Origin of the sequence: Tardiphaga sp. P9-11 (genome assembly GCF_008329525.1) — a bacterium.
Lineage (GTDB): Bacteria > Pseudomonadota > Alphaproteobacteria > Rhizobiales > Xanthobacteraceae > Tardiphaga.
The window spans coordinates 466227-493207 of the sequence record NZ_NPKQ01000002.1 but is presented as its reverse complement, the minus strand read 5'-3'; the positions used below and the strand labels follow the sequence as shown (position 1 = coordinate 493207).

The following is a 26981-nucleotide window of genomic DNA, read 5'->3' as shown; positions in this document are numbered from 1 at the left end:
TCCGCCGGGTTTATCGATGTCAACGCAAGCGCTGAACGGTGCTTTCACAATCGAGGATTGTCGCCGCAGCTGGGCTTTTATCGATCTGTTTCTGGCCCTGATCCTGCATCTGCGGGCATTGCGCAGAATTGTTTGCATGCTTACGATTTCCACCTGCCGGTGGGCGCCCCGAAACGATGAAGGACAGCACCATGAAAGTCGTCGATCTCTCCCACGTCATGAACATCCACACGCCCGGATGGGTCGGTTATGCCGGCAACAAGATGTATTACGCGCAGAACCTGCAGACGCAGATGATTGTGGCACAGCGGATCGAGACGGCGCTCCATGCCGGCACCCATTTCGACGGCGCGATGCATGCGACGGACGGGCGCAAAGGCGACATGGCATCATTGCCGCTGGATTATCTGTTCAACCGCGGCGTCGTCGTTGACATCTCCAGCCAGATGCATGACTGGGCGGTGATCACGCCGGAGATGCTCGAAAAATCCGGCGCGGATATTCGCGAAGGCGACATCCTGATCCTGCACACCGGCTGGCACAAATATTACGAAGGGCAGGCGCAGCAGGATCTGGTGAAGTACTTCTGCTATCATCCCGGCCCGAACCTCGACACGCTGCACTGGATGCTTGAGAAGAAGATCAAGTGGTTCGGTATGGACACTGGTTCGTGCGACCATTCGATGAACACCTCGATCCGCAACATGCGGCCGGACATCGCTGCGCAGTTCACCAAGAAGCATGGCAAGACGCCGGCGGAATTCTTCGGCACGTTTGAGTATAATCACAAGCTTTCGGGCCGGCATGTGACTGCCGACATGTTCCCATTCCACAATTACGCGTTCCAGGAAGGCCTGTTGCATGCCGAGAATATCGGCGGCGACATCGAATTGATGTTGAACCAGCGCTGCCTGATCGGCGCATTTCCGTGGCGCTATGACGGGCTGGAGTCATGCCCATGCCGTATCCTGTGCTTCACGGACACTGGTGATGCGTCAGTGGAAGCCATGGGCAATGCGGCGAAGGCGATCATGGACTGATGACGACAAACGCCGGGGCAATGTCCCGGCGTTTCATCACTTGAGGCGCGCATCCGGCGCGTTCGCCTGCAACGTGTTCTGGATTGCTTCGCGGAGCAGGGCGTAGTCGGCGCGATCCCAGTCCGCCATCCGGACATCGGCGAGCAATGCCGCTGACTTTCCGAACACGACGATGCGATCGCCCACGGCCATCGCTTCTTCGAGCTGATGCGTAATCAGAATCGCGGTTGATTTGAATTCCCGTGCCAGTTCGACAAACGTCTTGCGCAGTTCGTTGGCGGTGACTTCATCGAGGGCACTGAACGATTCATCCGCCAGCAATATTTCAGGCTGTACGGCGAAGGCACGCGCGATAGCGACGCGTTGCCGCATGCCGCCGGAGAGTTCGCGCGGATAGGCATTGGCGAATTTCTCAAGACCCAGCCGTTTCAGCCAGGTCATCGCGCGCTCGTGCTGAATGTCCTCGGCGATGCCGATCAGCTCGAGGGGCAGCTTGACGTTGTCGAGAGCGGAGCGCCACGGAAACAGTCTATCCTGCTGGAAGATCGTCGCGATCTTGCCGCGGAAGGCGTTGAAGTCGTCATAGGGCGTTTTTCCGCCGATGGTGATACTGCCGGCGGTGGGATGTTCGAGCCCGATCAGGAGATCGAACAGGGTCGATTTCCCACAACCGGTCTTGCCGACTATGGCGATGAGTTCGCCGGGTTCGATCCGCAACGACAATTGGTCGATGGCCGTAATCGACTGGCCGGAAGTGGTCTGGCGAAATACCTTGCGCAGGCCGGCGATCTCGATGGGCGCTGAAGCTGCCGTCATGCCCGCCACCGTAAGACGCGTGTTTCGAGCCTGACGAGCAGCGCTTCGAGGAGGAACAGCAGGACGACCAATACCAGCGTCCAGGCGAATACATCGGCCACCGAGAATAATTCCTGGGCGACCGAGAGCTGATGCCCGATGCCGGTCACCGCACCTACCAGCTCGGCGATGGTCACAACGCGGATCGCCAGGCTGAGCGTGATCTTCCAGCTCGTGATGATCCCCGGCGTGATCGCAGGCAGCATCAGCTTGTGGAAGAACTGGAACGGCGTTGGCCGGAAGGAGCGGATCATCTGCTTCAGGTCGCGCGAGACTTCACGCATGTTGTCGAGCGCATCGACGGTGAAGACCGGCGCGCAGACCACGACCAGCACGAAGACAATGCGGAATTCGACGCCCTTGAACCACAGCACGGCGAACAGGATCCAGGAGACGACCGGGACCGCCATCAGGATACGTACCATAGGGCGCAGATATTTCTCGATGCTTTCGGACAGATACATCAGCATCGCCACCAGTAGTCCGATGACAAAGGACACGACCAGCGACAGCAACACGCGACCGAGCGTCACCGCGACGTCGAGCGGGGTGATCTTGGCAAGGCTCTGTGCGATGCGACCGAGGCCCGGGATCGCGAAAGCGGGGATACCCAGCGACGGTGCGAGATAGGACATGATCTGCCAGGCCACCGCGAAGAGCACGATCGATATGATCGTCTCGCGTGGCAGGCTGGAGATCATAAGGCTTCGCGGTGACCTTTCGAAGATCGGTTCCTCGAATGGCGTGGCAGGTCTCGGCTCATCAGGGGGCATAGATGATCGCTTCGTCAGGCAACTTCGGATGGAAGCCGGCGGCGACGGCGCGCTCGAACGTATCCCAGATGCTCTTGCGTTCGGTGGCGTCCCAGGCTGGCTTGGCGTCGAAGTCCCAGCGCTTGGCGAGTACGGCTTCCTTCAAAATGCCGGGAGGCAGTTTGACAGTCTCGACCGCAATCTTGTCGGCACCATCCGGATCGCTGCGCAGATATTTGGTCACGTCAGCCAGTGCCGCGACGAATTTCTTGGGCGCATCCGGGGCTTTCTTGATGGTGTCCTCGCGCATCGCATAGACGAGTTCCCAGCCGGTGGTGCCCGCGATCTCCTTCCAGCCGTCGTTGGCATTGAAGATGATCTTCAACGACGGATCGTCCTTCATCATCATGGTGGCGATCGGCTCGATGATCATCGCCGCATCGACACGCCCCGCAGCAAGCTGCGCGCGTGCCACCGCGAAATTGGCGTTGACCAATGTCATGTCCTTGGCCAGGTCCATCTTCCTGGACTTGGCGTAGATCGACAGGATCTGGAATTGCCCGCTGCCCATGTCGGCGGCGAGCTGCTTGCCCTTCAGGTCGGCGAGCGACTTGATGGCCGGGTCTTTGGTGATGATCACGAGATCGGCGAGCGTTGCGCCGGTTGCGACGATTTGCAGCGGCACGCCTTCGAGGCGCAGCTTCTGGAAGTAGGTGGGGCCGCCGATCAGCGTATCGATTTCCCCGGTGGCGAGACCCGCATAGTAAGCGGAGAAGGAGGGGTAGACCTGAACCTCGGCCTCGAAACCGTTCTTGGTATCGAACTTCTGCGCCTTCATGATGTTGACGATGATCGGTGCGAAGACGGGAAGTGTCAGACTACCCACGCGGATTTTTGTCGGCGCCTGCGCCTGCGAATTTGTTGTGAGCGCGCTGCTCATCAGCGTAGCAGCGGTGCCCATTGTAAAGGCGCGTCGCGAAAGTCCGGTCATGACATCTCCTCAAGAAACGTTGTGGCGCGTGGCTTTTCGATCAGTTTATGCGGCGTTGCGAATTTGTTTGTTTGCAAATGATATGCCAAAATTGAATCCACTAAATCCTCTTGCAGTCCCGAAATAACGCTACTAGCATTTCATTTGTGTGCAAATGAAATCTGCTCTGACCGCAGGAGGCAACGATGCCGCACGTGACGACGGCCGACGGGACGCAACTCTATTATGAGGAAGTCGGCACCGGGAGTCCTGTGGTTTTCGTCCACGAGTATGCGGGAGATTACCGCACCTGGGAGCCGCAGCTTCGCTACTTCTCGCGCTCCTATCGCTGCGTCACCTATAGCCAGCGCGGCTATCCCCCGTCGGACGTGCCAACCGATCCCGAACGTTACGGTCAGGATATCGCGCGCGACGACGTCATCGCACTGATGGATGCTTTAAAGATCGACAAGGCGCATATCGTCGGTCATTCCATGGGCGCATCGACGGCGCTGCATGTGGGCATTCACTATCCCGATCGCTGTTTGTCGGTGACGGCGGCAAGTTGCGGCTATGGCTCCAGCCCTGATCCGGACTTCGTGGAGCAGGGACGTGCCGCCTCGCGCGAAACCGCCAAGATGTTCGAGACTGTCGATTTTCCGACTGCCGCAGCGCGCTATGCCGATGGTGCGACGCGTCAGACCCACAAGAACAAGGACCCGCGCGGCTTTGCAGAATTTGCAAAGATGCTGGCGGATCATTCGCCGGTCGGCCACGCGCTGACCATGCGCGAGCTGCAGGCCAAGCGTCCGATGCTGTGGGAGATGAAGCCGCAGCTCGAGAAATTTACGCCGCCGTTGCTCGTGATCGTCGGTGACGAGGACGACTGGTGTCTCGACCCGAGCATCTTCCTCAAGCGCGTCGTGCCGACGGCTGGTCTCCTCGTATTGCCGCGTGCAGGCCATACCATCACCAGCGAAGAGCCGGCAGCGTTCAACGCGGCGCTGGCTGAACTCTTTCCGGCGGCCGAGTCAGGTCGCTGGATGTCGCACAAGCCGGTGGTTTGAGCGATGAGCATGCCTGGCGATATCATCATCGATATTGCGGACGGCATCGCGACGCTGCGCCTGGCCAATCCGGCACGCCGCAACGCGATCTCCACGGTGATGTGGAACAAGATCGCGGCCTTTGCTGGTGAAGTCGCCAACCGCAAAGACATTCGCGTCGTGGTCATCCGTGGTGAGGGCGAACTGATGTTCTCCGCCGGCGCTGATATCTCGGATTTTGCGACGGCCCGATCAGGCGAAGGTAACGCCCGTGCCTATGACGATCTTGTCGAGAACACCTGTCTCGCCATTGAAGCGATCCCGCAGCCAACCATCGGTCTGATCTTTGGCGGCTGCATGGGCGCAGGTTCGTCGGTAGCGGCGAGTTGCGACATGCGCGTTGCCGCTGACGATGCTTTCTTCGCAGTGCCTGCAGCTAAGTTGGGCCTCGGCTACGATCCTCGCGGCATTGCGCGTTTCGTCCGCGTGTTTGGCGCCGGTGCCACGCGGCAGGTGTTGTTCACCGCAGATCGTCTACCAGCGACGAGGGCTCATGCGTTTGGCGCCGTGCATGTCATCGCGCCGAAGGCTGACATTGAAGTGGTTGCCGGCGAGCTTGCCCGGAAAATTGCCGGTAACGCGCCGTTGACGATCAAGGCTGCCAAGGCCGCAATCCGTGCCTTGAGCACCGACAATGCCGAACTCCTGGCCGAAGCCGAGCAATTCTACGCCGCGGCCGACGCCAGCGCCGACTATGCCGAAGGCCGCAAGGCCTTTGCCGAGAAACGACCCCCGCGTTTTACGGGAAGCTGAATCCACCATTTCCATTTCTGCCAACCCAAGAAGGACACGCACATGGATCTCCAACTCAAAGGCAAATGCGCTCTCGTCACCGGCGGCAGCGAAGGTATCGGCAAGGCGATCGCCATGACGCTGGCCAAGGAAGGCGTCAATGTCGCGATCTGCGCGCGTCGTATGGAGCCGCTGGAGAAGACCGCCGAAGAGATCCGCAACGCCTATGGCGTGACGGTGGTGGCGATCTCGGCCGATCTGACCAAGGATGCCGACGCCAAGGCTTTCGTCGAGAAAGCCGCCAAGGAACTTGGCAGCGTCGACATCATGATCAACAATGCCGGCTCGGCGCCGGGCGGCGTCATCGAGACGCTCACCGAAGCCGACTGGGAGCAGGCGCTGCAGCTCAAATTCATGGGCTATGTGCGCTGCCTGCGTTACGCGCTGCCGATCATGGTCAAGCAGGGCGGGGGCCGCGTCGTCAACCTGATCGGCAATGACGGCGTGAAGCCGTCCTACTGGGAAATCGCGCCGGGTGCTGCGAACGCCGCCGGCCAGAACATGACCCTGTCGCTCGCTGGTCAATACGGCCGCCACAACATCTCGTTCTGCGCCGTCAATCCGGGTCCGGTCCGCACCGAGCGTTGGGCAGGCCTCGTCAACGCCATGTCGCGCGACATGAAGGTTTCCTATGAGGAAGCTGACAAGCTGGCGCCGGCCTCGATCCCGCTCGGTCGCATCGCCGAAGTCGAAGAAGTTGCAAACCTCGTCGTCATGCTCGCGTCGCCATTGGTCCAGATGGCCAACGGCACGATGATCGAAATCGACGGTGGTCAGGACAAGGCGCTGATGGATCGCTTCCGCGACCGATAGTCCTCGAAAGCAGAACGCGCGGCGGCGGAATATCGTCGCCGCGCGGCTCTGCAAAATTCGGTCTCAGATGCGCGCGTCATCTGCCGACATCAGATGATCAAAACTTCAGCGATGTGCTAGGCATGTTGCACCAAGACCGGTCTTGACAACAAAGAGGGTGCGCCGGACTATTTGCGTACAAACTAATTCGCGTTGCAAACTCGGGGCTGCAAGCGACGCAAGGGAAAACGGTTGCCCGTTTCCTGGCGAAGGCTTCGGCGAGAATCACTTCTATCGCAAACGTCGATCACAACGGAGTTCGATCATGATGACGGCTCGTTCCCTTCACTCACTCGCGATTGCCGGCGCCTTCGCCGGCGCACTGACATTGTCGTTCGGCCACGCGGCGCGCGCGCAAGACACGATCAAGATCGGTGAGCTCAACAGCTACAAGACACAGACCGCGTTTCTCGATCCCTACAAGAAGGGCTGGGAGCTGGCGATCGAGCAGATCAATGCCAAGGGCGGCGTGCTCGGCAAGAAGCTTGAAGTAATTTCGCGCGATGACGGTTCGACACCGGGCGATGCGGTGCGCGTCGCGGATGAGTTGGTGACGCGTGAAGGCGTCAACATCATCGCCGGAACGTTCCTCTCGCATATCGGTCTCGCGGTGACTGAATTTGCCGGCAAGAAGAAAGTGTTCTTCCTTGCTGCTGAGCCGCTGACCGACAAGATCACCTGGCAGAACGGCAATAAGTACACGTTCCGTCTGCGCGCCACGACCTATATGCAGGTCGCGATGCTGATGCCGGCCGCGGTTGCCGCGAAGAAGAAGCGCTGGGCGCTGGTCTATCCGAACTTCGAATACGGACAGGCGGCGGTCGCGACCTTCAAGGAAATGCTGAAGGCGCAGCAGCCGGACGTCGAATTCGTTACCGAGCAGGCGCCGCCGCTCGGCAAGGTCGATGCCGGCGCTGTCGTGCAGGCGATCGACGATGCCAAACCCGATGCCATCTTCAACGTGCTGTTCGGCGCCGACTTCTCCAAGCTGGTCCGCGAAGGCACCACCCGCGGCGTGTTCAAGGACCGCACCGTCGTGAGCCTGCTGTCGGGCGAGCCCGAATATCTCGATCCGGTGAAGGAAGAAGCGCCGGTCGGCTGGATCGTCACTGGTTATCCCTGGGACAAGATCAAGACCCCGGAATACCTCGCGTTCCTGACGGCCTATCAGAAGAAGTACAACGACTATCCGCGTCTCGGCTCGATCGTCGGCTACGTCACCATGACCTCGCTCGCAGCAGGCATTGCCAAGGCTGGTTCGACGGATACCGACAAGCTGATCGCGGCCTTCGAGGGCCTGAAGCTCGACAGCCCGTTCGGGCCGTTCATGTATCGCGCTAGCGATCATCAGGCGACGATGGGTGCCTATGTCGGCAAGATCTCGCTGGAAGGCGGCAAGGGCACGATGGCCGACTTCAAATATGTCGATGGCGCAACAGTGTTGCCCAGCGACGCCGAAGTGAAGAAGCTCCGTCCCGCGACCGAGTAACAGGAAGTACGACGATGATCGCCGTTGATACTCTTCCCGCACGTTCAACGCGGGGAGGGGGATTCCTCCGATGAGTTTCAACGCGTTTCTGTTTCAGGCACTGAATGGCCTGTCGGCTGCCTCCGGCCTGTTTTTTGTGGCGGCCGGGCTGTCGCTGATTTTCGGCGTCACCCGGATCGTCAATATCGCCCACGGGTCCCTCTATATGATCGGGACCTACATCGCCTACAGCATCGCCACCAAGGTCGGCGGCGCTTTCGGTTTCTGGGGCGGCATCGTCATCACGGCGCTACTGGTCGGGCTGATTGGCGCGGCCATTGAAATCGTGCTGTTGCGACGGATTTATCGCGCCCCCGAACTATTTCAATTGCTCGCGACGTTCGCGCTGGTGCTGGTCATCAATGACGCGACACTTTGGATCTGGGGTCCCGAAGATCTGCTCGGGCCGCGCGCCCCTGGCCTGACCGGCTCCATCGAAGTGCTCGGCCGCCGGTTGCCCACTTACGATATCTTCCTGATTTTCGTCGGCCCGTTTGTGTTGTGGATGCTGCATCTAGCGCTCGCCAAGACGCGCTTCGGCCGCCTGATGCGTGCGGCCACGCAGGACCGCGAGATGGTGGGCGCGCTCGGCGTCAATCAGGCCATGCTGTTCACCGGCGTCTTCGCGCTCGGCGCGTTGCTCGCTGGCCTTGGCGGCGCGCTGCAGATTGCACGCGAACCCGCGACGCTGGCGACGGACCTGATCGTGATCGGTGATGCCTTTGTCGTTGTCGTGGTTGGCGGCATGGGCTCGATCTCCGGTGCCTATCTCGCGGCGGTCATCATCGCCGAGGTCAAGGCACTGTGCATCGGCCTCGGGATCGTCAATTTCGGCGGTTTCACGGTGAATTTCTCCAAGCTTACGCTGGTGGCCGAATTTCTGGTGATGGCAGCTGTGCTCATCGCGCGGCCTTACGGTCTGCTTGGCCGCGAGCAGGTGGCGGTGCGCAGCGTCGCCGAACCCGAGGAACCGCTGCGTCCGTCGACACCAGCTACCAAGATCGCGGGCCTCATTCTTCTCGTCGTCCTGGTGTGTTTGCCGCTGATTGCGAAGAACTCGCCCTATACGCTTGTGCTCGGTATCGACGTGCTGATTGCCGTGCTGTTCGCCACCAGCCTGCATTTCATCATGGGGCCGGGCGGCATGCATTCGTTCGGTCACGCAGCCTATTTTGGTCTCGGAGCCTATGGTGCGGCGCTGCTGGTAAAGTGGTTCGCCGCGCCGATGGGGCTGGCGCTGGCTGCAGCGCCCATGCTGGCGCTGGTTGGTGCTTTGTTGTTCGGCTGGTTCGCCGTGCGCTTATCCGGCGTCTACCTTGCGATGCTTACGCTCGCTTTCGCCCAGATCGTCTGGGCTGCCGTTTTCCAGTGGGAGACACTCACAGGCGGCTCCAATGGCGTGCTCGGTGTCTGGCCGTCCGCGCCATTCGATACGCGCACACCGTTCTATTTCCTGACACTGGCGCTGGCCGCCTTCGGCGTGTTGCTGTTGCGCAAGTTCCTGTTCGCGCCATTCGGCTACGCGATGCGGGCAGGGCGTGACTCTCCGCTACGCGCCGAGGCCATCGGTCTCGACGTCAAACGCGTGCACTGGCTGGCCTTTGCCATTGCAGGTGCCGTCTGCGGCATCGCCGGTGGTCTGTTCGCCTTCGCCAAGGGCTCGATCTCGCCGGAGACCATCGGCGTCAGCCGCTCTATCGATGGTCTGGTCATGGTGCTACTCGGCGGCATCCAGACGCTGACCGGGCCGATCGTCGGCGCGTCGGTCTATGCTGTTTTGCAGGACTACATGATGCGCTCGACGGAATACTGGCGGGCATTGCTCGGAGGCATCATACTGTTGCTGGTGCTGGCCTTCCCGAGCGGTATCGTTGGCGGCTTCGTGAAGCTGATCTCGCGACGCAAGACAACGTCAAAGGCCGCATCATGAGCGACCTCGCCATTCGGTCACTATCAAAGTCCTTTGGCGGTGTTCGCGCCGTCAACGACGTGTCGTTCGACATCAAGCGTGGCGAGTTTCTTGCGCTGATCGGCCCCAACGGCGCCGGCAAGTCGACCTGCTTCAACATGATCAATGGCCAGTTGCCGCCGGATTCCGGCGAGATCTGGTTCGAAGGTGCGAAGCTCAACGGCAAGAAACCACGTGACATCTGGCGCCTTGGTATCGGTCGTACCTTTCAGGTGGCTGCCACCTTCAATTCGATGACGGTCATCGAGAATGTGCAGATGGCGCTGATCTCGCACGCCAATCAGGTCTATCGGTTGTGGAAGCCCGCAGCGTCGCTGCATCGTGAACGTGCGCTCGAGCTACTGGCCCAGGTCGGCATGCAGGACGCTGCAGATCGTCCAAGCCGCGAACTGGCTTACGGCGACGTCAAGCGCGTCGAACTGGCGATCGCACTCGCCAACGATCCGCGCCTGCTGCTGATGGACGAGCCGACCGCCGGCATGGCGCCCAAGGAGCGCAACGACCTGATCGCGCTCGTAAAGCGACTGGTGATCGAGAAGGGCATTTCCGTGCTGTTCACCGAACATTCGATGGATGTCGTCTTCGCCTTCGCCGATCGTATTATCGTGCTGGCGCGCGGCCGCCTGATCGCCGATGGCGACGCCAAGTCGATCCGCGATAATCCGCAGGTGAGGGAAGTGTATTTCGGCACCGGCAAGACCTTCCAGAAATCGGAGGCGCATTGATGAGCGCCCCGATGCTCTCCGTGGAAAATCTCGGCGCCTCCTATGGCGCAGCACAAATCCTCTATGATCTCAGTCTGAATGTCGGGCGCGGCGAAGTCGTTGCGCTAATGGGCCGCAACGGCGCGGGCAAGACCACGACCATGAAGGCCATCATGGGCCTGATGGCGCAGTCCACCGGCAAGATCCGGTTTGACGGCCATGACATCTCCGGCAGGCAGCCTTACGAGATCGCGCGTCTCGGTCTCGGCTTCACGCCGGAAGACCGCCGCATCTTCTCTGATCTGACGGTGCTGGAAAATCTCGATATCGGCCGGCAGCCGCCGCGCAAGTTTAGCGACGGCGTCCCGGCACCGGTCTGGACCGAAGAGAAGCTGCTTGCACTGTTTCCCAATCTCGGCGAAATGCCGAACCGGCCGGGCGGCCGCATGAGCGGCGGCGAGCAGCAGATGCTGACCGTCGCGCGGACCTTGATGGGCAATCCGCTGCTGATCCTGCTGGACGAGCCGTCCGAGGGCGTCGCCCCGCTGATCGTCGAGTTGATGGCCAACACCATTCTCGAGCTCAAGAAGGCGGGCGTATCGATCTTGCTGTCCGAGCAGAATGTTCATTTCGCCGAACTGGTCTCCGACAGAGCCTATGTCCTAGAGAAGGGACAAATCCAATGGAACGGAACCATGGCCGAGCTCGCGGAGAATATTGACATTCAGCGGGCTTATTTGACGGTGTAACGATCAAAACTTCATCTGTCGCAGCAACCGAAGATCGTCCATAACTAGTGAGAGATCGTCGGAACCGAGATGACGCAGAAACCCAGCAAGCTGAAGGCCCTTCCGGCTACGGAGCCGTCGCCGGACTATGTCCTCGACTCCCAGGTCGGCTTCCTGATGCGGGTGGCGATGCAGCGCCACACCTCCATCTTCATGTCCAACATGATCGAAGATCTGACCCAGACGCAATTCGCGGTGCTGGCGAAGCTGCATGAGGTCGGCCCGAGTTCACAGAACCATCTCGGTCGCTTGGTCTATCTCGATGCCGCTACCATCAAAGGTGTGGTCGATCGGCTGGGCCTGCGTGGTTTCATCACCACCGGCAGCGACCCCACGGACCGTCGCCGCCGTGCGGTGTCGCTGACTGAGAAGGGCGCCCGTGTGGTTGATGGCGCAATCCGCGTTGCCGCTGAAGTCAGCGCCAAGACGCTGCGACCATTGACGGCGGAAGAGCAACGCACACTGACGCGGTTGCTGAAGAAGATTACCTGATCAGACTTTGGCGTTGAGCAGCCCCTTGATCCGCTGCGGCGTGACCGGCAGTTGCGTGATCGCGCCGGGCTGACCAAGCGCATCGTCGATGGCCGCTGCAATCGACGCGCCCACGGCATTGGTCCCGCCTTCGCCGGCGCCCTTGAGGCCCATCGGGTTGAGCGGGCTCGGCGCATCCTCGGAAATAATCACTTCGACATCAGGTACTTCGCGAGCCGTCGGCATCAAATAGTCGGCGAAAGTTACCGCCAGCGGTTCGCCGCGGTCGTCGTAGGTGAACTCTTCATAAAGCGCGCCACCGATGCCTTGGGCCACGCCGCCAACGATTTGGCCATCGACCAACATCGGGTTGATCGCTTTGCCGATGTCATAGGCGACAAGATACCGCTCGACGCTGATGCCGCCTGTATCGCGCGCCAGCGAGACGACGGCGACATGGACGCCGTAGGGGTAGGTCATATGCTTGGATTCGAACGATGCTTCGGCGAACAGGCCCGGTTCGCTATCGCCAACCAGATTGCCTCCCGGTTCGAGCGCCTTTGCGATCTCAGCGAGCGTCATCGATGGGCCAGTACCGCCATCGAGGCGGACAATCTCGCCATCGACAATATCGAGTTGATCGGCCGTCAACTGCATCAATTCAGCTGCGGCCGCGAGAGCCTTATCGCGCAGCTTTAGCGCGGCTTGCCGCGTCGCTTCGCCGGTCATCACGGAGACGCGCGAGGCGAAGGCACCGAGACCCCGTGCGATACGGTTGGTCTGGCCGTGGATCACGCTGACATTGTCATAGCTGGCGCCGAGTTTCTCTGCGCAAATCTGAGCGATGACAGTTTCGACGCCCTGGCCGACCGAAGCGGCGCCGGTGACGACTTCTACGAGCCCGTCGGTGCCGACATTGATCCGCACATCGTCGAACGGGCCGAGGCCGCTCTTTTCGACGAACATGGCGACGCCGGAGCCGACCAGTTCGCCCGTCTTGCGACGCGACGTAATCTGCGTCTGCAGGTCGTCCCAGCCGATGCCATTCAGCGCCTTGTCCAGCAGCTTCGGATAATCGCCTGAATCCAGCACGATGTCGGTACCAAGCGTTTCCAGTGCACGCGTGACCGGCATCTCGCTGGTCGCGATGAGGTTGCGGCGGCGGACCTCGACGCCGCTGATCCCCACTTTGGCGGCGACTGCATCCAGTAATCTTTCGCGCACGAAAGTGCTCTCATAGCGGCCGGGCGCGCGATAGGTCCCGCCCGGGGTCTTGTTGGTCAGCCGGATATGGCCGAGCACGCGATAGGCGGGAATCCGATAGGGGCCGGGGAGCATCGCGGCGGCGAGGTCAGGCACGGTCGCGGCATGCGTGCGCATGTAGCCGCCCTGATCGTGAAAGAACTCGTTGTCGATGGCCAGAATATTGCCGTCGCGATCGATCGCCGCACGGATGTGATGGGTTTGCTGCCGCGAGTGATTGGCTGCGATCAGATGCTCGCGGCGATCCTCGATCCATTTTACCGGGCGGCCCAGGCGCAGCGCGGCCAGGCACACCAGTACGTCCTCGGGATACATCTCGCCACGAATGCCGAAGCCGCCGCCAACATGGCCTTCGAACAGATTGGTGTTGGCAGCGGTGCGGCCGAACATCTTCGCAAGCTGGTCGCGATTCCAGTGCGGGACTTTCGCAGCACCGTACATTTCCAGCATGTCCGTCTCGGCAATGTAACGGCCGATGGCGCCGCGCGTCTCCATGGGGACGCCGGAATGGCGGCCGATGGACAGCGACAGGCTGACCACGGCATGCGCATTCGCAAAAGCCCCGTCGACGTCGCCATAGCCCTTCTTGATCAGCGCCGTCTCGGTGGGGAGCCCGTTGCGGAATTCGCCGATCTCGCCATCGGCCTGCAGGATCACCGGCAGTTCTTCTATCTCGACCTTGACATGCTCGGCGGCGTCTTCGGCGAGATAAGGATCTTCGGCGAACACGACGGCAACGGGATCGCCGACATAGCGCACCTTGTCCTTGGCCAGAATGGTCTGCCGATAGGCGGCAAGCTGTTCAAGCCGTGTCAGGCGAAAGTCGATTGGTGGGATATCGGCGACGTCGGCAAAGCTCCATGCGGCGACGACGCCGGGAATGGCGAGCGCCGACGCGAGATCGACCGAGACGATGTTGCCGTGGGCGTAGGTCGAGCGCACCACGCGCATATGGAGCTGGTTCGGGAAATTGATGTCCGCAGCAAATTTACCCTGGCCACGCAGCAACGGGCCGTCTTCCTTGCGGAGGACGGACTTGCCGACCAAGGTCGCTTTCGCGCCAGCACTCACGACTGACGCATCTCCACCGCGGCGGCGCGCACTGCCTTGATGATGTTTTGATAGCCGGTACAGCGGCACAGGTTCGACGACAGGACGTCGATTAGATCGTGGTCGGAAATATCCGGTTCACGCTCCAGCACGCCGACGGCGAGCATCAGGAAGCCGGGCGTGCAGAAGCCGCATTGCAGGCCGTGGTTCTCCATGAAGGCGCGCTGCATCGGATGCATCTCGTCGCCATCGGCGAGGCCTTCCACTGTGCGGATCTCTTTGCCGTCGGCCTGCTGCGCGAACATCAGGCAGGAGCGCACCGGTTCGCCATTGACCAGCACCGTGCAGGCACCGCACACGCCGTGCTCGCAACCGATATGGGTGCCGGTCTGGCCGCAATCCTCGCGGATCGCATCCGCAAGCGTGCGGCGGGACTCGACGCGAATGGCGTGAGAATGGCCGTTGATGGTGAGGGTGATGTCGGTCTTGTCGCTCATGCAAGCCTTCCCATGCTTGGGAGTTTTCCTGGCAATTTTCCGCTTGCGCGTAGCGCCGCACGAATGCGCTGCGGCGTTGCCGGCATTTCGTCGATGGAGATTCCAAAGGACGACAAGGCGTCATTGATCGCCGAGATCACGGCGGCCGGCGCGCCGATGGCGCCGCCTTCGCCGAGGCCCTTGGCCTTGGTGATCGAATTGCCGGTCAGGGTCTCGATGTGATGCAGTTCGATCTCGGGAATCTCGTGCGTCGTCGGCGGCAAGAAATCGGCGAGGGTACTGGTCAGGATGTTTCCGGTCTCGTCATAGATGATCTCTTCAAGCAGCGCGTTGCCGATGCCCTGCGCGACACCGCCATGCACCTGACCGTCGGCGATCATCGGATTGATGATCAGCCCGGCGTCTTCTGCGACCAGAAATTTCTCCATCTCGACGCGACCGGTCTCGATATCGACCTCGACGACGGCGACATGGCAGGCATTGGAGAACGTTCCGGAGGGATCGTAGGTGCCGGTTTCGGTGAGGCCCGGTTCGATCTCGCCCTTGAAGATGTGGGTCTGGTGATAGGCCGCACGCGCCATCGATGCGATAGTCACCGAGCGATCGGTGCCGATGACATGCGCCGAGCCGGACTGCAGCTTGATGTCTTCGGGCGCGGCTTCCAGCAGATGGCTGGCCATCTTCAGGAGCTTGGCGCGGATTTTCTGCGCGGCAAGCAGGCTGGCACCGCCCGACAGCACCAGCGAGCGGCTGGCAAAGGTGCCCCAGCCATAGGGCGAGCGATCGGTGTCGCCGTGAACCACCTTGATGAATTCGGGATCGATGCCGATTTCGTCGGCAATGATCTGCGCCAGCGAGGTGCGCAGGCCCTGACCGTGAGGTGACGAGCCGATCCGCGCCTCGACGAAGCCCGAGGGGTCGATGGTCAGATACACGGTCTCGAAGCCAGGCGTGATTTCCATGCCGCGCGCGGCAAAAGCCGGGCTGCCATAGCCGGTACGCTCGGAGAAGGTGGCAAAGCCGATGCCGAGATAGCGGCCGGCATCGCGCGCCGTCTTCTGGCGCTTGCGGAACGCGTCGAGGTCGATGGCCTTGATGGCCATCTCCATGGTTTCCTTGTAGCTGCCATCATCGAAGACGAGCCCGGTCGCTGACGTATAGGGAAATTTGTCGATGAGGTTTCGACGGCGCAACTCAGTGGGTTCGATGCCGAAGACGGCAGCCGCCTTGTCCATAAGGCGTTCGAGCACGAAGGTGATCACCGGCCGCGAAACGCCGCGATAGGGCGCCATCGGGCAGGTATTAGTCATCACGCCGCGCGAGCGGCAATCATAGGCGCGCACATCGTAAGGGCCGGGTAGCTCAGCCAGCGCCATCAGCGGTTCGACGCCGCAGGTAGTCGGGAAGCAGGAATAGGCGCCGATATTGGCGACGATGTCGCCGCGCAGCGCGAGCAGTTTGCCCTTTGCGTCGAACGCGCCTTCGAGCTGAACGTGCTGGTCGCGGCTGTGAAAGCTGGCGATCAGGTTCTCACGACGATCCTCGGTCCAGGCCACCGAGCTGCGCAGTTTGCGCGCCAGCCAGACCAGCAGCACATATTCCGGTGCGAGCGACATTTTCTGCCCGAAGCCGCCGCCGACATCGGGCGCGACGACGCGCAGATCGGATTCCGGAATGCCGAGGATGTCGCAGACCGCCGTGCGTGTCAGATGCGGCATCTGCGTGGTGCAGGTCAGCGTCACGCGGCCAGTCGACCCGTCATAGGCGGCATGGCCGGCGCGAGCTTCCATGGGCGTTGCGTTCTGACGGCGCGAGCGGGCATCGACGCGCAGTACCTTGTGCGCGGTCTTCCAGACGTCCGAGAAGCCGGGTGTCGCGATACGACCCTCAACGATCACGTTGTGCTTGGTGTCGGCGTGCACCAGCGGAGCGTCCTCGGCAAGCGCATCCGTCGCGTCGATCAGCGGCGCGCCTTCGGATATCTCGACCTCGACCTGATCGGCAATGTCCTCCGCCTGATCCTTGCTCGGCGCGTAGACGGCCGCGATGGACTCACCTGTGAACCGCACCACGCCATCGGCAAGGATCGGCTGACCCACGGCGACATAGTTGAACTTGCTCAGCATCGGCCGGATCGGCTTCAGCTTTGTGAGGTCTTTGGCCGTGACGATGCCTGCGCCCTCCGGCGCCGTGATGTTCTCGATCGTTCCGGCAGCCACGCTGCTGCGGACGAAGCGTACCCAGTGCGTGGCCGGCATATCCGCGGTGAAGCGGCCGCGGCCGGTGACGAGGGCGGGGTCCTCGAGCCGGCGGATCGAACGCCCGACCCAGGTCGTACCGGAGCCCTTGGTGTGGACCGTCATTGTGCCGACCGCTCCAGTGCGCGCCGCGTCACGGCGCGGACCAGATCGCAGCGATATTCCGCAGTGGTCTGGATATCCTCCAGCGGCTCGATCGCATTGGCTGCGGCTTCGCCGACGGCGACGAACAGGTCCGGCGAGGGAACCTGACCGTTCAACACGTCTTCGGCCTCAGTGATCCGTCGCGCACGATCCTCGGCACCACCGATGCCGACATGGGCATCAGCGATCACGCCATCGACGAGGCGATAGGTAACGAGCGCGGCAGACATCGCAAAATCGCCCGCTCGGCGGCTGAATTCGTAGAAGCCGAATTTGGTGTCGTCGGGCAGCAGCGGCAGACGGGCTTCGGCGAGAAATTCGTCCTCGGCGAGCGATGTCGACATGATGCCTTCGAGGAAATCCGTGACATCAACGATACGTTCGCCGCGCACGCTCTTTACGACGAGTTGCGCATTGAGCGTCGCGGCGACGAGGCACCATTCCGATGCAGGGTCGGCATGGGCGAGGCTGCCGCAAAAAGTCCCGCGCATGCGGATCGGATAATGCGCGATGTGGCTGACGACGAAAGCGAGGAGCTTACCAAGCGGACCGTCGATGACAGGCTTATGGAATGCGCCGTGGCGCACCCGCGCGCCAATCGAGAGATAGTCGCCGTCAACAGCGAGGCGGTCGAGCCCTTCGACCTCGTTGATATCGATCAAGTGTGCTGGCCGCGCCATGCGGAACGCCATGATCGGCACCAGGCTCTGGCCGCCCGCCAGAATGCGGCCGTCGAGCGGCGCAAACTCGGCCAATGCACTCACAACCTCATCCACGGTGCGTGGAACGTGCCTGGTGAACGGCGCCGGCTTCATGCGGAAAACCCCTGGCAGGAGGGCCAAAATTCACTTGTATGCTAACAATCGCCTTTTGGAAGTCAATCAGGGGCGCTGACGCAAAACGGGGCGTTCGCCGCCTGCGTTTTGATCACACGGGGATAGCTGAATTTGCCGAGTCGAGCGCGCTAAGTTTCAGGCGATATCGCGCTGCAGCGCGAAGTCATCCAGCAATGGCGAGCGTTTGCCCGCGATCATCCCGCCGATCAGTTGCGCTGCGAGATAGCTGAAGGTGATGCCGTTCCCGCCATAGCCATAGGCAGCATAGAGATTCGGATGACCCGGCACCGGGCCGATCAGCGGCAGGCCGTCGCGCGTGGTGTCGAAGGTGCCGGCCCAGCGATAGTCGATGGCAAGCTCGGCACGTGGCCAAAGGGCAGCAAGCTTGTCCGTCAGCGCGCGCGCCTTGGCCGGGATGAGGGCGTCGCGTGCATCGGGATCGATGATCTCGTCGCTGTCTTCGCCGCCGATGATGATGCGGCCGGATGCGGTGGTTCGGGCGTAGAGATAATCCTTGCTGTCTTCCCAGATCAGCACGCCGTCACGCCAGAGTCTGTCCGGCTGCGGCTTTGTCGCGATCGCCCAGCTCGATGACGGCTTTTGCACGGTCGTTTTTACGATATCGGGCATCACATAGCCCGTCGCCAGCACGACGTGGCGCGCCTCGACGGTACGGCCGTCCGTCAATTGAACTCCGACGGCGTGGCCTGCGGAGTCGAACGTGGCCGTCTCCGCCTCGAACAATCGCGCGCCGCGCGCCGTCGCGACATTCAGCAGCCCCAGTGCCAGTTGCAACGGATCGGAATCTGCCGAGTCCGGCGAGATGATGGCACCCGCCCGGGCAATGTCGTATTCGGACAGGAGGGCCTTGTGATCGAGGAGTGTGCCGGGCAGACCGGCGCGCGCGCGAAGCGCGTGTTCCTCGATCAGTCCTTTGGCACCCTCGCCTGCGGCAAGATAGAGCGAGTCCTTCGCGCGCATGTCGCATCGCAGGTCGAGCGTCCGGACCAGTGCCTTCAATCCATGGACGGCGTCATAGCTGGCTCGATAGGCACGCGCGGCGCGCTCATAGCCATAGAGATGTGTCAGCTCCTGCAACGAACGATCGATCTCCCACAGCAGCATCGACGTGCTCGCTACTGTACTGCCGCGCCCAGGCAATTCGCGATCGACGATCACCACATCCAGTCCCTGCCGCGTCAGTTGCTCGGCCATCAGGGCGCCGGTGATGCCACCGCCGACGATCAGGGCGTCGCATGTGATGTCTTCGGTGAGGGGCTGACGGGAGGCATGCTGCAGGCCGGCAAACCATGGCGAATGTCCGCCGCGCAAATCAGCATGCTCGGTGGTATCGGGATCGAGATCGGAAATGGAGCACCTGAGGTCGGGAAGGGCAGGCGCAGTCGGCGCCTCACGCTGAATTCGCATGACAATTTCCCGGACCCCGTTCCGTTCCCCGCGAGGCTGCACGGACGTATCAGTTGCTCCAGATTCTCCCGGGCCGCGGCGCGGTTCGGAGCCGGATTGCCTGCCGCTTGCGATCAGAAATAAATGATTTCAAAGGGTTAGATACCCATAGCAAGATCGGTGCGGTGGCGTTAAACAGACGCTAAATCGAACCAGATGATGAGAGCCGGACCAACCGGAGCCTTACCGCTCCAGCGTGGTTTCTGTCTCATTCATTGCTCAAAGGACGCCGCGACCGTGACCAAGAACAGCCTGCCTGTGCCGCAGCTTTCCCTCCCGAAAGATAAGATCAAGATCCTGCTGCTCGAAGGCGTGAATGACAGCGCGGTCGAGCTGATCGAGGCAGCCGGTTATTCGAGCGTGACGCGCCTGCCCAAGGCGCTCGATGGCGATACCCTGAAGGAGGCCATCAAGGGTGTCCATATCCTGGGTATCCGCTCGCGTACCCAGATCACCCAGGACGTGCTGGACGCGGCTGACCGTCTGATCGGTGTCGGTTGCTTCAGCGTCGGCACCAATCAGGTGGATATCGATGCGGCGCGTCGATCAGGCATTCCTGTTTTCAATGCGCCGTTTTCCAACACGCGCAGTGTCGCCGAATTGGTGATCGGCGAAATCGTCATGCTGCTGCGCCGGATCGTGCCACGATCGAATGCTGCGCATGATGGGCGCTGGGACAAGTCGGCGAATGACAGTCACGAAGTTCGTGGCAAGACCCTGGGTATCATCGGCTATGGCAGCATCGGCTCGCAGCTCTCCAATCTGGCGGAAGCGCTGGGCATGCGCGTGATCTTCTACGATCACACCGACAGGCTCCGCCATGGCAATACCGAGCCGGTCGCGACTCTGCAGGAATTGTTGGCGCAGAGTGACGTCGTCAGCCTGCATGTGCCGGAGACGCCGGCCACGCAGGGCATGATCGGCCGGGACGAGCTCGCAGCCATGAAAGACGGCGCCTATTTCATCAATAACAGCCGCGGCACGGTGGTCGATCTCGATGCACTCGCCGAGGCGCTGCGCAACGGCAAGCTGCGCGGCGCTGCCGTCGACGTGTTTCCCGTCGAACCGGGGTCCAACCAGGAGCGCTTCGTGACGCCTCTGCAGGGGCTGCCGAACGTACTGCTGACGCCGCATATCGGTGGCTCCACCGAAGAAGCACAGGAGCGTATCGGCGCCGAAGTCGCACGCAAGCTGATTGACTACAGCGACAGCGGTTCGACCATGGGTGCAGTGAATTTCCCGCAAGTGCAGTTGCCGGCCCGTCCGTCGGGTACACGTTTCATCCAGGTGCAGCGCAATGTGCCGGGCATGCTCGGGCGGCTCAACGAAGTGCTCGCGCGTCACGCGGTCAATATCGCTGCGCAATACTACGAATCTTACAGCGATGTTGGTTATGTCGTGCTCGACGCCGACGCGTCCGCCGCGGACAGTCAGCGGGTGCTCGCGGATATCCGAGCGCTCGAAGGCACAATCCGCGCGCGCTTGCTCTACGAGTACAAGGGCTGAACCCGGCAGGCTAAATTTGATAGTTGTCTCTGATATGGTCTGAAGCAGCTTCTCTCGATGATGCACTGGACCGACTGAGCGGAAAAGAAAAGCGTCACCGGCACTTGAGGCGAACTCGATACGCCTTGCAGCACTAAATGTTGTAACCGACCATTTTCGAGGCGTGAGAAGCGAGGGATGTGGCGCTTCCGTCTTCACTTGAAGGTTGTCGTGTATCGCATCTCGGCGAGCAGTTCCGAGACGCTCTATGATGCATGAACTTGCGCTCGGAGGTTGTATGGCGAACACCCGACGAGACGATGCTCAATCAATCATCATAATTGATCTGTTGAAGGCAACATTACGGAGCGCTGGAAATAAACAAACTTGTTACCAAGTTGATTCACTGATCGGCAGTTGGATATCGATATTTTGATCGTCACACTGGCTTCGAAATTATGGAGCCATTGAAGGATGTATTAGGTCCTGGACGGGGTTACATGTTTCGATCTATAAATTTAAGATTGTGGAATTCTCTCAAGGCAAAGTCTGAAGGAGCGAAAGCCCAATTCAGCCACAGGGTGGATGGACCCAAGAGCAAAGCCGAACACAGTCTCCGTCGGAAGCTTTGGACTCGTACCGGCTTGGCGATTATCTGCACCGCCATCCTTGCTCTCACCATCATCGGCCGGTTGTACGTGGATTATGCGCAGGCTCGGCAAAATCTCTTCGATATTCAGGCCTTCCGGCTGCTCCTCGACACCGCTAATCACCTTTCTGCGGAACGTGGCCCAGCCAACGTCATGATGGCTGCGGAAGCGCCCGCGGACAGCCCCGCATCAAAAAGGCTTGCCGAGTTCCGGGCCCGAAGCGATGCCGCCCTCGATGGGGCGGCCGCTCATCTAACTATGTCATATGGATTGCACGATCATCCTGTTCCAAAGCACTTGTTCGACCGGGTGCGGGAGAAGCTCTGGCAAGCCAGAATGGAAGTTGACCGCGCCGTCTCCATACCACGCGAAAACCGACGTGTTGAGGATATGCAACGCGCGATCGAGGATATGTTCGTGGTCGTCGATGACTTCCAGGCCGCGATCGCGTGGAAGGCGAACGCACTGGTTAACAGCGATACGGGTCTGGCCGCCCCGGTCCTCACAGGCCAGATGTTGAGTGACCTTCGGGAATACGGCGGCCGGATAGCCTCCCAGATTATAGCGCCGGTCGCTCTTGGCGAAAAACTCGAACTCAAGAACTTGGTCGACGCCGGTCGCACACGCGGTCGCATCCTGGAGCTTTGGCGCCTCGTCGGAGGTCAGGATGCGCTGTATCATGGAGATTATCGTCTGCTGGACGGTCGACGGGATGTGGAGCGTCTGTTCCTTGGCAAGGGACTCGCGATCATCGATGCGCTCATTGGGGAAGGCCGGCTATCCGGCAGCTATTCGATGACAGCCGAGCAACTGACGATAAGTTTCGTTGCCACACTTCAGCCGCTGGAGCGCTTTCGCAGCGCGTTTTTGGATCTGGCCGTTGAGAATGTCGTCGCGGCTCGCGACCGTGCGCTGAAAATTCTTGTCGCCGTCGCCGCTGTGACTGCTCTGATTCTTGCTGTGCTGATTGGCTTCGTCCTCTCCGTCCAGGCCATTATTTTCCGGCCATTGCTACGAGCCGGGGAAGAGGTGATCGGCTTGGCAGAAGATCGCCCAATGGCCTTGAAGCGTGACCCGCATCACGCCTCTGAGATGCTCCATCTGTTTGATGCGATCGATATCTTGCAGGGCAAGCTGCAGGAGCGTGCATCCCTGATGGGGCAACTGAAACTGCAGGCTGAGACCGATGGGTTAACCAACGTCCTGAATCGACGTGCATTGGATCAGGTCGGTGAGCGCCGTGTTGATCGCCAGACCCAGGCGGGCGACGCGTGCATTCTCATCCTCATCGATCTCGACCATTTCAAGAGTGTCAATGATACGCATGGTCATCTCGCCGGCGACGATGTCCTCAAAGAAGCCGCACGCCTCATGCACTCCCTCGTGCGTCCAACAGACATCGTCGCCCGTTTTGGCGGCGAGGAGTTCGCAATTCTGATTTCCGATGATGGTCTTGCCGGTGCTGTAGCGCTGGCAAGGAGAATCCGGCTCGCGTTGCAATTGCACGAGATCGTCATTTCCGATGGTACGCGATTGCATGTCACCGCAAGCTTCGGCGTGGCCAGGGGGCGTTGCGGGCAGGATGAGTGGCGCTGCTTGATTGACGCTGCTGACGCCGCACTTTACCGCGCAAAGTTGGACGGTCGAAATCGCGTTCGCTTCGCACGGGAAGCACCGACACGACCAGCATTGGAATCGGCATCAACACCGCAGGACACCAAGGACGAGAATTACCCCTGCGCTGCTTCGTTCTGATCATTTGCGATGACTTCTTTTTTCCCGCCAGCGCCGCCGTGCTTTGGTTGGCGTAAACTGTCGCGGGCAGAACTGCGATCTGGTCAAGCGGTTGAAAAGAAAGGAAAATGCTTTAGCTCCGTAGTTCTGATTATGTGCCAGTACAAAAATCAGTCCGACGGAACGAAGTTGCAAACTTAAATGAAAACAATATGTTAGATAGAAATTTCTCCATTGCGCCGATGATGGACTGGACTGACCGACATTGTCGCGTCTTCCATCGTCTGCTGTCGCGACGGGCGCGGCTCTATACTGAGATGCTGACGACGGGTGCCGTGATCCATGGCGATCGCACGCGGTTGCTTGGTTTCGACCCCAGCGAACATCCTGTGGCGCTGCAACTCGGTGGCTCTGAGCCGGCACATCTTGCGGAAGCGGCGAAGATCGGCGCGGATTTCGGCTATGACGAGGTGAATATCAATGTCGGCTGCCCCTCGGATCGCGTGAAGGACGGTCGCTTCGGCGCCTGCCTGATGGCCGAGCCTGATCTGGTGGCGCGCGGCGTGGCAGCGATGAAGCAGGCCGTGGACGTGCCGGTCACCGTGAAATGCCGCATCGGCATCGACGATCAGGATCCGGAAGTCGCACTCGATACGCTGGCGCGCGCGGTCGTCGCTGCCGGCGCTGACGGTCTGATCGTGCATGCGCGCAAGGCATGGCTCAACGGCCTGTCGCCGAAAGAGAACCGCAATATCCCGCCGCTGGACTATGACCGCGTCTACCGGCTGAAGGCGGCGATGCCCGATGTGCCGATCAGCATCAATGGCGGCATTCCCGGCGTGCGGGAGGCGGCGGCGCATCTTACGCATGTGGACGGCGCGATGCTGGGACGCGCGGCCTATCAGGAGCCGTGGCGACTGCTCGCGGTCGATCCGGAAATTTTCGGCGAGCCCGCGCCGCACGCCACGATGAAAGATGCGTTCGAGGCGATGATGCCTTACATCGCAGACCAACTCGCGCAGGGCACGCGGCTGCATTCGATAACGCGGCATTTCGTCGGCGCGTTTCACGGCGTGCGTGGCGCGCGTGCGTTTCGGCGTTATCTCGCGGAGAATGGTGTCAAGCACGGCGCCGTGATCGACGTATTGCGTGAAGCCATTGCGCAAGTCGAGGATGAGCCAGCCGTGTCTGAAGCGGCGTAGTTAGGGATAACCGCGCAGCATCAATTTGTCGGCGCGCACTTCCCAGCTTTCCAGGCGATCGAGAAAACTCATCCCAAGCAGGTTGGTCTTCATCTGGCCGCGCGGCACCACCAGCGCCGGGACGGATCGCTCGACCAGCTTGCCGACGGCGAGGCGGTCCAGCGTCAGTCGCGCAGCCTTGGTGCGGCCGCCTGCAGTTTCCACGTCGACATTGTAGTCGAGCATTTCGAGCGGCAGACCCGCGGCCTTTGCTGTTTCATAAGTCAGTACCACCGACGTGGCGCCGGTATCGATCACCATGGCTGTCTTGACGCCGTTGATCTTGGCCTGAAGCCCGAACTCGCCGGTATTGCCGCGCGGGACATCGACCAGCCGCAACGGCGGCGGGCTCTGCTTGCGCAAGATTTCCGTCACGAGATTGCCGGCCTTGGAGATCTGCTTGGGATCGCCATAGGCGAGGGCGGCCCCTGCCGTCGCGACGATGACAATGACCAGAAGAAAGACCCGGCTCATGGCGAGCCTCTCAGGTCGTCGCGGGTGTCTTCTTCGCGGCGTATGTCGACGAAGGCTCCAACCCGGCGTCGGCCATGCGGGCCGGCAGCAGTGCCATCGTATCCAGACGCTCCGCGCTGTCCATTTTCCCCCAGCGCGCAATCTCCGGCAGCGTACGTCCGCAGCCGAGGCAGAGCTTGGTCTTGGGGTCGATGAAGCAGACGGCGATGCACGGTGTTTCTTTGCTCATCCAGTAATATTGAAGCGGTTCGGCTTGCTTGCGCAAGCGTCGAAATCACAGCCCGGTTCCTGCATTCATGATGGGTTTGTTGCGGGCGCGGCGCTTTTCATCGGCGACGTTCATCTCGTATTCGGGTTGCAGCGGCGGAGCATCGGGCGCCATTGGCGCAAGCGCGGACATCACACGCTCCGGCGGGAAAGTAACGATCACCTCGGTGCCGATCCGCAGTTTCGATTTCAGCGTGAAGGTGCCGCCATGCATGTCGATCAAGCTCTTGGCGATCGGCAGGCCGAGGCCGGCGCCCTGTTCTGCGGATTTGATCGAGTTCGATCCCTGGCCGAACGACGCCAGCACGATCGGGATTTCGTCTTCGGCGATACCGGAGCCAGTGTCCTTGCAGCTCAAATACTGGCCACCCGAGGCAGTCCAGCCGACCTTGAGCCAGATCTCACCGCCTTGTGGGGTGAACTTGATCGAATTGGACAGCAGGTTGAGCACGATCTGGCGGCAGGCGCGCTCGTCGCCCCAGACTCGCGGCATGCCATGTTCGAAGACTTCATGGATGGTGATGCCGCGGCTTGATGCGCGCAGCTTCAACAGGTGATGGCAGTCGGCCACCACATGCACCAATGAGACGGCTTCCTCGTTGAGTTCGTAGCGGCCGGCCTCGATACGCGAGAGGTCGAGAATCTCGTTGATGAGATTCAGCAGATGCACGCCGGAGTTATGGATGTCAGCCGAGTAGTCCTTGTAGACCGGTACGGCATGGCCACCGAAAATTTCGCTCTTCATCACTTCCGAGAAACCGAGAATGGCATTCAGCGGCGTGCGCAATTCATGGCTCATCTGGGCGAGGAAGCGCGACTTCGCGACATTGGCGGCTTCGGCGCGGTGGCGCGCTTCGTCGGAGATCGCCTTGGCCTGTTCGAGCTCGCCGATCAGGGCGTCCTTCTCGGCGCGGGCTTCCAGTGTTGCGAGCGTGGTCGAGTGCAGGCGTTGCGCCAGCAGGGCGAAATAGCCCTCTGCCGCGACGGCCAGAACGGCCAGAACATAATTGTCGAAGGTGCCGCGCAGGATGAAGCTCAGCGCGACTCCGAGCGTTACCGGCGCGGTAGCCGCAAAGGCGGCAATCGGCAGGCTTGCAGCGAGCATGCTGGAGACCGCGACCACCAGCAGCATCAGGAACATCATCAGCGAGTTGGAGACGACGTCGACGCCGGTCGGATGCACAAGGATGACCGTCCACGACAAGCCGTAGAGCAGGTCCAGAAAGATAAAGCGCAGCCGCCATTTATGCGTGCTGCCGGGTGTCGGCGTTTCCGCCAGATAGCGATTGCAGGCGCGCAGGATCACCGCGTGAATGCAGAGCATCCCGCATGACCACGCCGCGGCCGGCAGCGGCTGCATCCAGAAGCCGAACAGAATGCCGGTGCCGATCACCAGCAGGGTAACGACGAGCGAGGCGGAGAGGCGAGTCTGGGCGTATTGGCGAAGCAGTTCACGATCGAAAGCCGGGCGTGTTCCCGATGTCGAGGTCAGCCGGTCGCGCGCTTCGCGCACCCGTTGTTGTGCCGCCCGGCGATTGCGCGGCGGAACAGCGGCGGGCGTTTCAGCCGGAAGCTGGACGACCTCGGGCCTGGCGGCGGGCTCACTCATCACTCGTACACAAATCCTGCACGCAAATGCGGGCGGTTTTTCACAGACCCTATCTGTGCCGCACAATCATTAAGAGGTGCCTTAAAGAACGAAGTAATCCGGTTAATATTCGATAAAAACAGAGACGGCGGAGGATGCCCGGCCAGCACCGCTCCGCCGCTGTTTATGTTGCAGAATTA

At 61.0% G+C, this 26981-nt stretch carries 23 protein-coding genes; 12 read left to right on the top strand and 11 right to left on the bottom strand.

Annotated features, from left to right (window positions below; all coding sequences use genetic code 11):
* Positions 1 to 191: 191 nt before the first annotated feature.
* A complete protein-coding gene (locus CIW50_RS08680) occupies positions 192 to 1040 on the top strand; it encodes a cyclase family protein (protein WP_172980271.1) in 849 nt (282 codons plus the stop codon).
* Positions 1041 to 1076: 36 nt separating this feature from the next.
* Here CIW50_RS08680 and CIW50_RS08675 read toward each other — a convergent pair whose 3' ends face one another.
* From CIW50_RS08675 to CIW50_RS08665, 3 genes are all read right to left on the bottom strand, one after another.
* The gene (locus tag CIW50_RS08675) at positions 1077 to 1856 is read right to left on the bottom strand and encodes an ABC transporter ATP-binding protein (protein ID WP_149530857.1); all 780 of its coding nucleotides are present in this window, start codon (positions 1854 to 1856) and stop codon (positions 1077 to 1079) included.
* Entirely contained in the window at positions 1853 to 2596 is a 744-nt protein-coding gene (locus CIW50_RS08670; RefSeq protein WP_172980270.1) for an ABC transporter permease, read from the bottom strand. Before CIW50_RS08670 ends, CIW50_RS08675 begins: the two co-directional genes overlap by 4 nt.
* A gap of 61 nt (positions 2597 to 2657) precedes the next feature.
* Positions 2658 to 3638: an ABC transporter substrate-binding protein gene (locus CIW50_RS08665; protein ID WP_149530855.1), complete on the bottom strand. Its 981-nt coding sequence runs from the start codon at positions 3636 to 3638 to the stop codon at positions 2658 to 2660.
* A gap of 185 nt (positions 3639 to 3823) precedes the next feature.
* Between CIW50_RS08665 and CIW50_RS08660 the strand changes: the two genes are divergently transcribed.
* From CIW50_RS08660 to CIW50_RS08625, 8 genes are all read left to right on the top strand, one after another.
* Entirely contained in the window at positions 3824 to 4684 is an 861-nt protein-coding gene (locus CIW50_RS08660; protein ID WP_149530854.1) for an alpha/beta fold hydrolase, read from the top strand.
* A gap of 3 nt (positions 4685 to 4687) precedes the next feature.
* Complete coding sequence (locus CIW50_RS08655; protein WP_149530853.1) at positions 4688 to 5476, top strand: enoyl-CoA hydratase-related protein; 789 nt, start codon at positions 4688 to 4690, stop codon at positions 5474 to 5476.
* 42 nt (positions 5477 to 5518) lie between these two features.
* Positions 5519 to 6328: an SDR family NAD(P)-dependent oxidoreductase gene (locus CIW50_RS08650; protein WP_149530852.1), complete on the top strand. Its 810-nt coding sequence runs from the start codon at positions 5519 to 5521 to the stop codon at positions 6326 to 6328.
* Positions 6329 to 6635: 307 nt separating this feature from the next.
* Positions 6636 to 7856, top strand: a complete 1221-nt coding sequence (locus tag CIW50_RS08645) for an ABC transporter substrate-binding protein (protein ID WP_149531562.1) — start codon at positions 6636 to 6638, stop codon at positions 7854 to 7856.
* 70 nt (positions 7857 to 7926) lie between these two features.
* Positions 7927 to 9825 carry an ABC transporter permease gene (locus tag CIW50_RS08640; protein ID WP_149530851.1) on the top strand — a complete coding sequence of 633 codons (1899 nt, stop codon included), beginning with the start codon at positions 7927 to 7929 and terminating at the stop codon, positions 9823 to 9825.
* Positions 9822 to 10589: an ABC transporter ATP-binding protein gene (locus CIW50_RS08635; protein WP_149530850.1), complete on the top strand. Its 768-nt coding sequence runs from the start codon at positions 9822 to 9824 to the stop codon at positions 10587 to 10589. Before CIW50_RS08640 ends, CIW50_RS08635 begins: the two co-directional genes overlap by 4 nt.
* On the top strand, positions 10589 to 11317 hold the full coding sequence (locus CIW50_RS08630; RefSeq protein WP_092151506.1) for an ABC transporter ATP-binding protein: 729 nt from the start codon (positions 10589 to 10591) through the stop codon (positions 11315 to 11317). The genes CIW50_RS08635 and CIW50_RS08630 overlap by 1 nt, the downstream gene beginning before the upstream one ends.
* A 69-nt stretch (positions 11318 to 11386) precedes the next feature.
* Positions 11387 to 11848: a MarR family winged helix-turn-helix transcriptional regulator gene (locus CIW50_RS08625; RefSeq protein ID WP_149530849.1), complete on the top strand. Its 462-nt coding sequence runs from the start codon at positions 11387 to 11389 to the stop codon at positions 11846 to 11848.
* On the opposite strand, the gene CIW50_RS08620 is transcribed toward CIW50_RS08625, so the two are convergent.
* The 5 genes from CIW50_RS08620 to CIW50_RS08600 all read right to left on the bottom strand — a co-directional run bounded on the left by CIW50_RS08620 (position 11849) and on the right by CIW50_RS08600 (position 19303).
* On the bottom strand, positions 11849 to 14161 hold the full coding sequence (locus tag CIW50_RS08620) for a xanthine dehydrogenase family protein molybdopterin-binding subunit (protein WP_149530848.1): 2313 nt from the start codon (positions 14159 to 14161) through the stop codon (positions 11849 to 11851). It lies immediately after the preceding gene.
* Positions 14158 to 14637 (bottom strand): (2Fe-2S)-binding protein, encoded by a 480-nt coding sequence (locus CIW50_RS08615; protein WP_149530847.1) that lies wholly within the window; start codon positions 14635 to 14637, stop codon positions 14158 to 14160. Before CIW50_RS08615 ends, CIW50_RS08620 begins: the two co-directional genes overlap by 4 nt.
* Positions 14634 to 17000, bottom strand: coding sequence for a xanthine dehydrogenase family protein molybdopterin-binding subunit (locus CIW50_RS08610; protein WP_149530846.1), 2367 nt, complete (start codon positions 16998 to 17000; stop codon positions 14634 to 14636). Before CIW50_RS08610 ends, CIW50_RS08615 begins: the two co-directional genes overlap by 4 nt.
* On the bottom strand, positions 16997 to 17854 hold the full coding sequence (locus tag CIW50_RS08605) for an FAD binding domain-containing protein (RefSeq protein ID WP_149530845.1): 858 nt from the start codon (positions 17852 to 17854) through the stop codon (positions 16997 to 16999). Before CIW50_RS08605 ends, CIW50_RS08610 begins: the two co-directional genes overlap by 4 nt.
* Positions 17855 to 18010: 156 nt before the next feature.
* Entirely contained in the window at positions 18011 to 19303 is a 1293-nt protein-coding gene (locus CIW50_RS08600) for an NAD(P)/FAD-dependent oxidoreductase (RefSeq protein WP_149530844.1), read from the bottom strand.
* Positions 19304 to 19594: 291 nt separating this feature from the next.
* Between CIW50_RS08600 and serA the strand changes: the two genes are divergently transcribed.
* From serA to dusA, 3 genes are all read left to right on the top strand, one after another.
* On the top strand, positions 19595 to 20848 hold the full coding sequence (gene serA, locus CIW50_RS08595; protein WP_246664241.1) for a phosphoglycerate dehydrogenase: 1254 nt from the start codon (positions 19595 to 19597) through the stop codon (positions 20846 to 20848).
* 623 nt (positions 20849 to 21471) lie between these two features.
* Complete coding sequence (locus CIW50_RS08590) at positions 21472 to 23232, top strand: GGDEF domain-containing protein (protein ID WP_172980269.1); 1761 nt, start codon at positions 21472 to 21474, stop codon at positions 23230 to 23232.
* A gap of 191 nt (positions 23233 to 23423) precedes the next feature.
* Positions 23424 to 24413, top strand: a complete 990-nt coding sequence (dusA, locus tag CIW50_RS08585; RefSeq protein ID WP_149530841.1) for a tRNA dihydrouridine(20/20a) synthase DusA — start codon at positions 23424 to 23426, stop codon at positions 24411 to 24413.
* On the opposite strand, the gene CIW50_RS08580 is transcribed toward dusA, so the two are convergent.
* Genes CIW50_RS08580 through CIW50_RS08570 form a run of 3 tightly spaced genes read right to left on the bottom strand, consistent with a single transcriptional unit; the run spans position 24414 to position 26802 of the window.
* On the bottom strand, positions 24414 to 24926 hold the full coding sequence (locus CIW50_RS08580) for a TIGR02281 family clan AA aspartic protease (protein ID WP_149530840.1): 513 nt from the start codon (positions 24924 to 24926) through the stop codon (positions 24414 to 24416).
* 10 nt (positions 24927 to 24936) lie between these two features.
* Positions 24937 to 25155 carry a DUF1289 domain-containing protein gene (locus CIW50_RS08575; protein WP_149531561.1) on the bottom strand — a complete coding sequence of 73 codons (219 nt, stop codon included), beginning with the start codon at positions 25153 to 25155 and terminating at the stop codon, positions 24937 to 24939.
* Positions 25156 to 25200: 45 nt separating this feature from the next.
* Positions 25201 to 26802 carry a sensor histidine kinase gene (locus tag CIW50_RS08570; RefSeq protein ID WP_149530839.1) on the bottom strand — a complete coding sequence of 534 codons (1602 nt, stop codon included), beginning with the start codon at positions 26800 to 26802 and terminating at the stop codon, positions 25201 to 25203.
* Positions 26803 to 26981: the final 179 nt, after the last annotated feature.

Bases quoted from the DNA above. Each gene is read 5' to 3' on its own strand.
- CIW50_RS08680 (WP_172980271.1), top strand. From the start codon at position 192: ATGAAAGTCGTCGATCTCTCCCACGTCATGAACATCCACACGCCCGGA.
- CIW50_RS08675 (WP_149530857.1), bottom strand. From the start codon at position 1,856: ATGACGGCAGCTTCAGCGCCCATCGAGATCGCCGGCCTGCGCAAGGTA.
- CIW50_RS08670 (WP_172980270.1), bottom strand. From the start codon at position 2,596: ATGATCTCCAGCCTGCCACGCGAGACGATCATATCGATCGTGCTCTTC.
- CIW50_RS08665 (WP_149530855.1), bottom strand. From the start codon at position 3,638: ATGACCGGACTTTCGCGACGCGCCTTTACAATGGGCACCGCTGCTACG.
- CIW50_RS08660 (WP_149530854.1), top strand. From the start codon at position 3,824: ATGCCGCACGTGACGACGGCCGACGGGACGCAACTCTATTATGAGGAA.
- CIW50_RS08655 (WP_149530853.1), top strand. From the start codon at position 4,688: ATGAGCATGCCTGGCGATATCATCATCGATATTGCGGACGGCATCGCG.
- CIW50_RS08650 (WP_149530852.1), top strand. From the start codon at position 5,519: ATGGATCTCCAACTCAAAGGCAAATGCGCTCTCGTCACCGGCGGCAGC.
- CIW50_RS08645 (WP_149531562.1), top strand. From the start codon at position 6,636: ATGACGGCTCGTTCCCTTCACTCACTCGCGATTGCCGGCGCCTTCGCC.
- CIW50_RS08640 (WP_149530851.1), top strand. From the start codon at position 7,927: ATGAGTTTCAACGCGTTTCTGTTTCAGGCACTGAATGGCCTGTCGGCT.
- CIW50_RS08635 (WP_149530850.1), top strand. From the start codon at position 9,822: ATGAGCGACCTCGCCATTCGGTCACTATCAAAGTCCTTTGGCGGTGTT.
- CIW50_RS08630 (WP_092151506.1), top strand. From the start codon at position 10,589: ATGAGCGCCCCGATGCTCTCCGTGGAAAATCTCGGCGCCTCCTATGGC.
- CIW50_RS08625 (WP_149530849.1), top strand. From the start codon at position 11,387: ATGACGCAGAAACCCAGCAAGCTGAAGGCCCTTCCGGCTACGGAGCCG.
- CIW50_RS08615 (WP_149530847.1), bottom strand. From the start codon at position 14,637: ATGAGCGACAAGACCGACATCACCCTCACCATCAACGGCCATTCTCAC.
- CIW50_RS08610 (WP_149530846.1), bottom strand. From the start codon at position 17,000: ATGACGGTCCACACCAAGGGCTCCGGTACGACCTGGGTCGGGCGTTCG.
- CIW50_RS08605 (WP_149530845.1), bottom strand. From the start codon at position 17,854: ATGAAGCCGGCGCCGTTCACCAGGCACGTTCCACGCACCGTGGATGAG.
- CIW50_RS08600 (WP_149530844.1), bottom strand. From the start codon at position 19,303: ATGCGAATTCAGCGTGAGGCGCCGACTGCGCCTGCCCTTCCCGACCTC.
- dusA (WP_149530841.1), top strand. From the start codon at position 23,424: ATGTTAGATAGAAATTTCTCCATTGCGCCGATGATGGACTGGACTGAC.
- CIW50_RS08580 (WP_149530840.1), bottom strand. From the start codon at position 24,926: ATGAGCCGGGTCTTTCTTCTGGTCATTGTCATCGTCGCGACGGCAGGG.
- CIW50_RS08575 (WP_149531561.1), bottom strand. From the start codon at position 25,155: ATGAGCAAAGAAACACCGTGCATCGCCGTCTGCTTCATCGACCCCAAG.
- CIW50_RS08570 (WP_149530839.1), bottom strand. From the start codon at position 26,802: ATGAGTGAGCCCGCCGCCAGGCCCGAGGTCGTCCAGCTTCCGGCTGAA.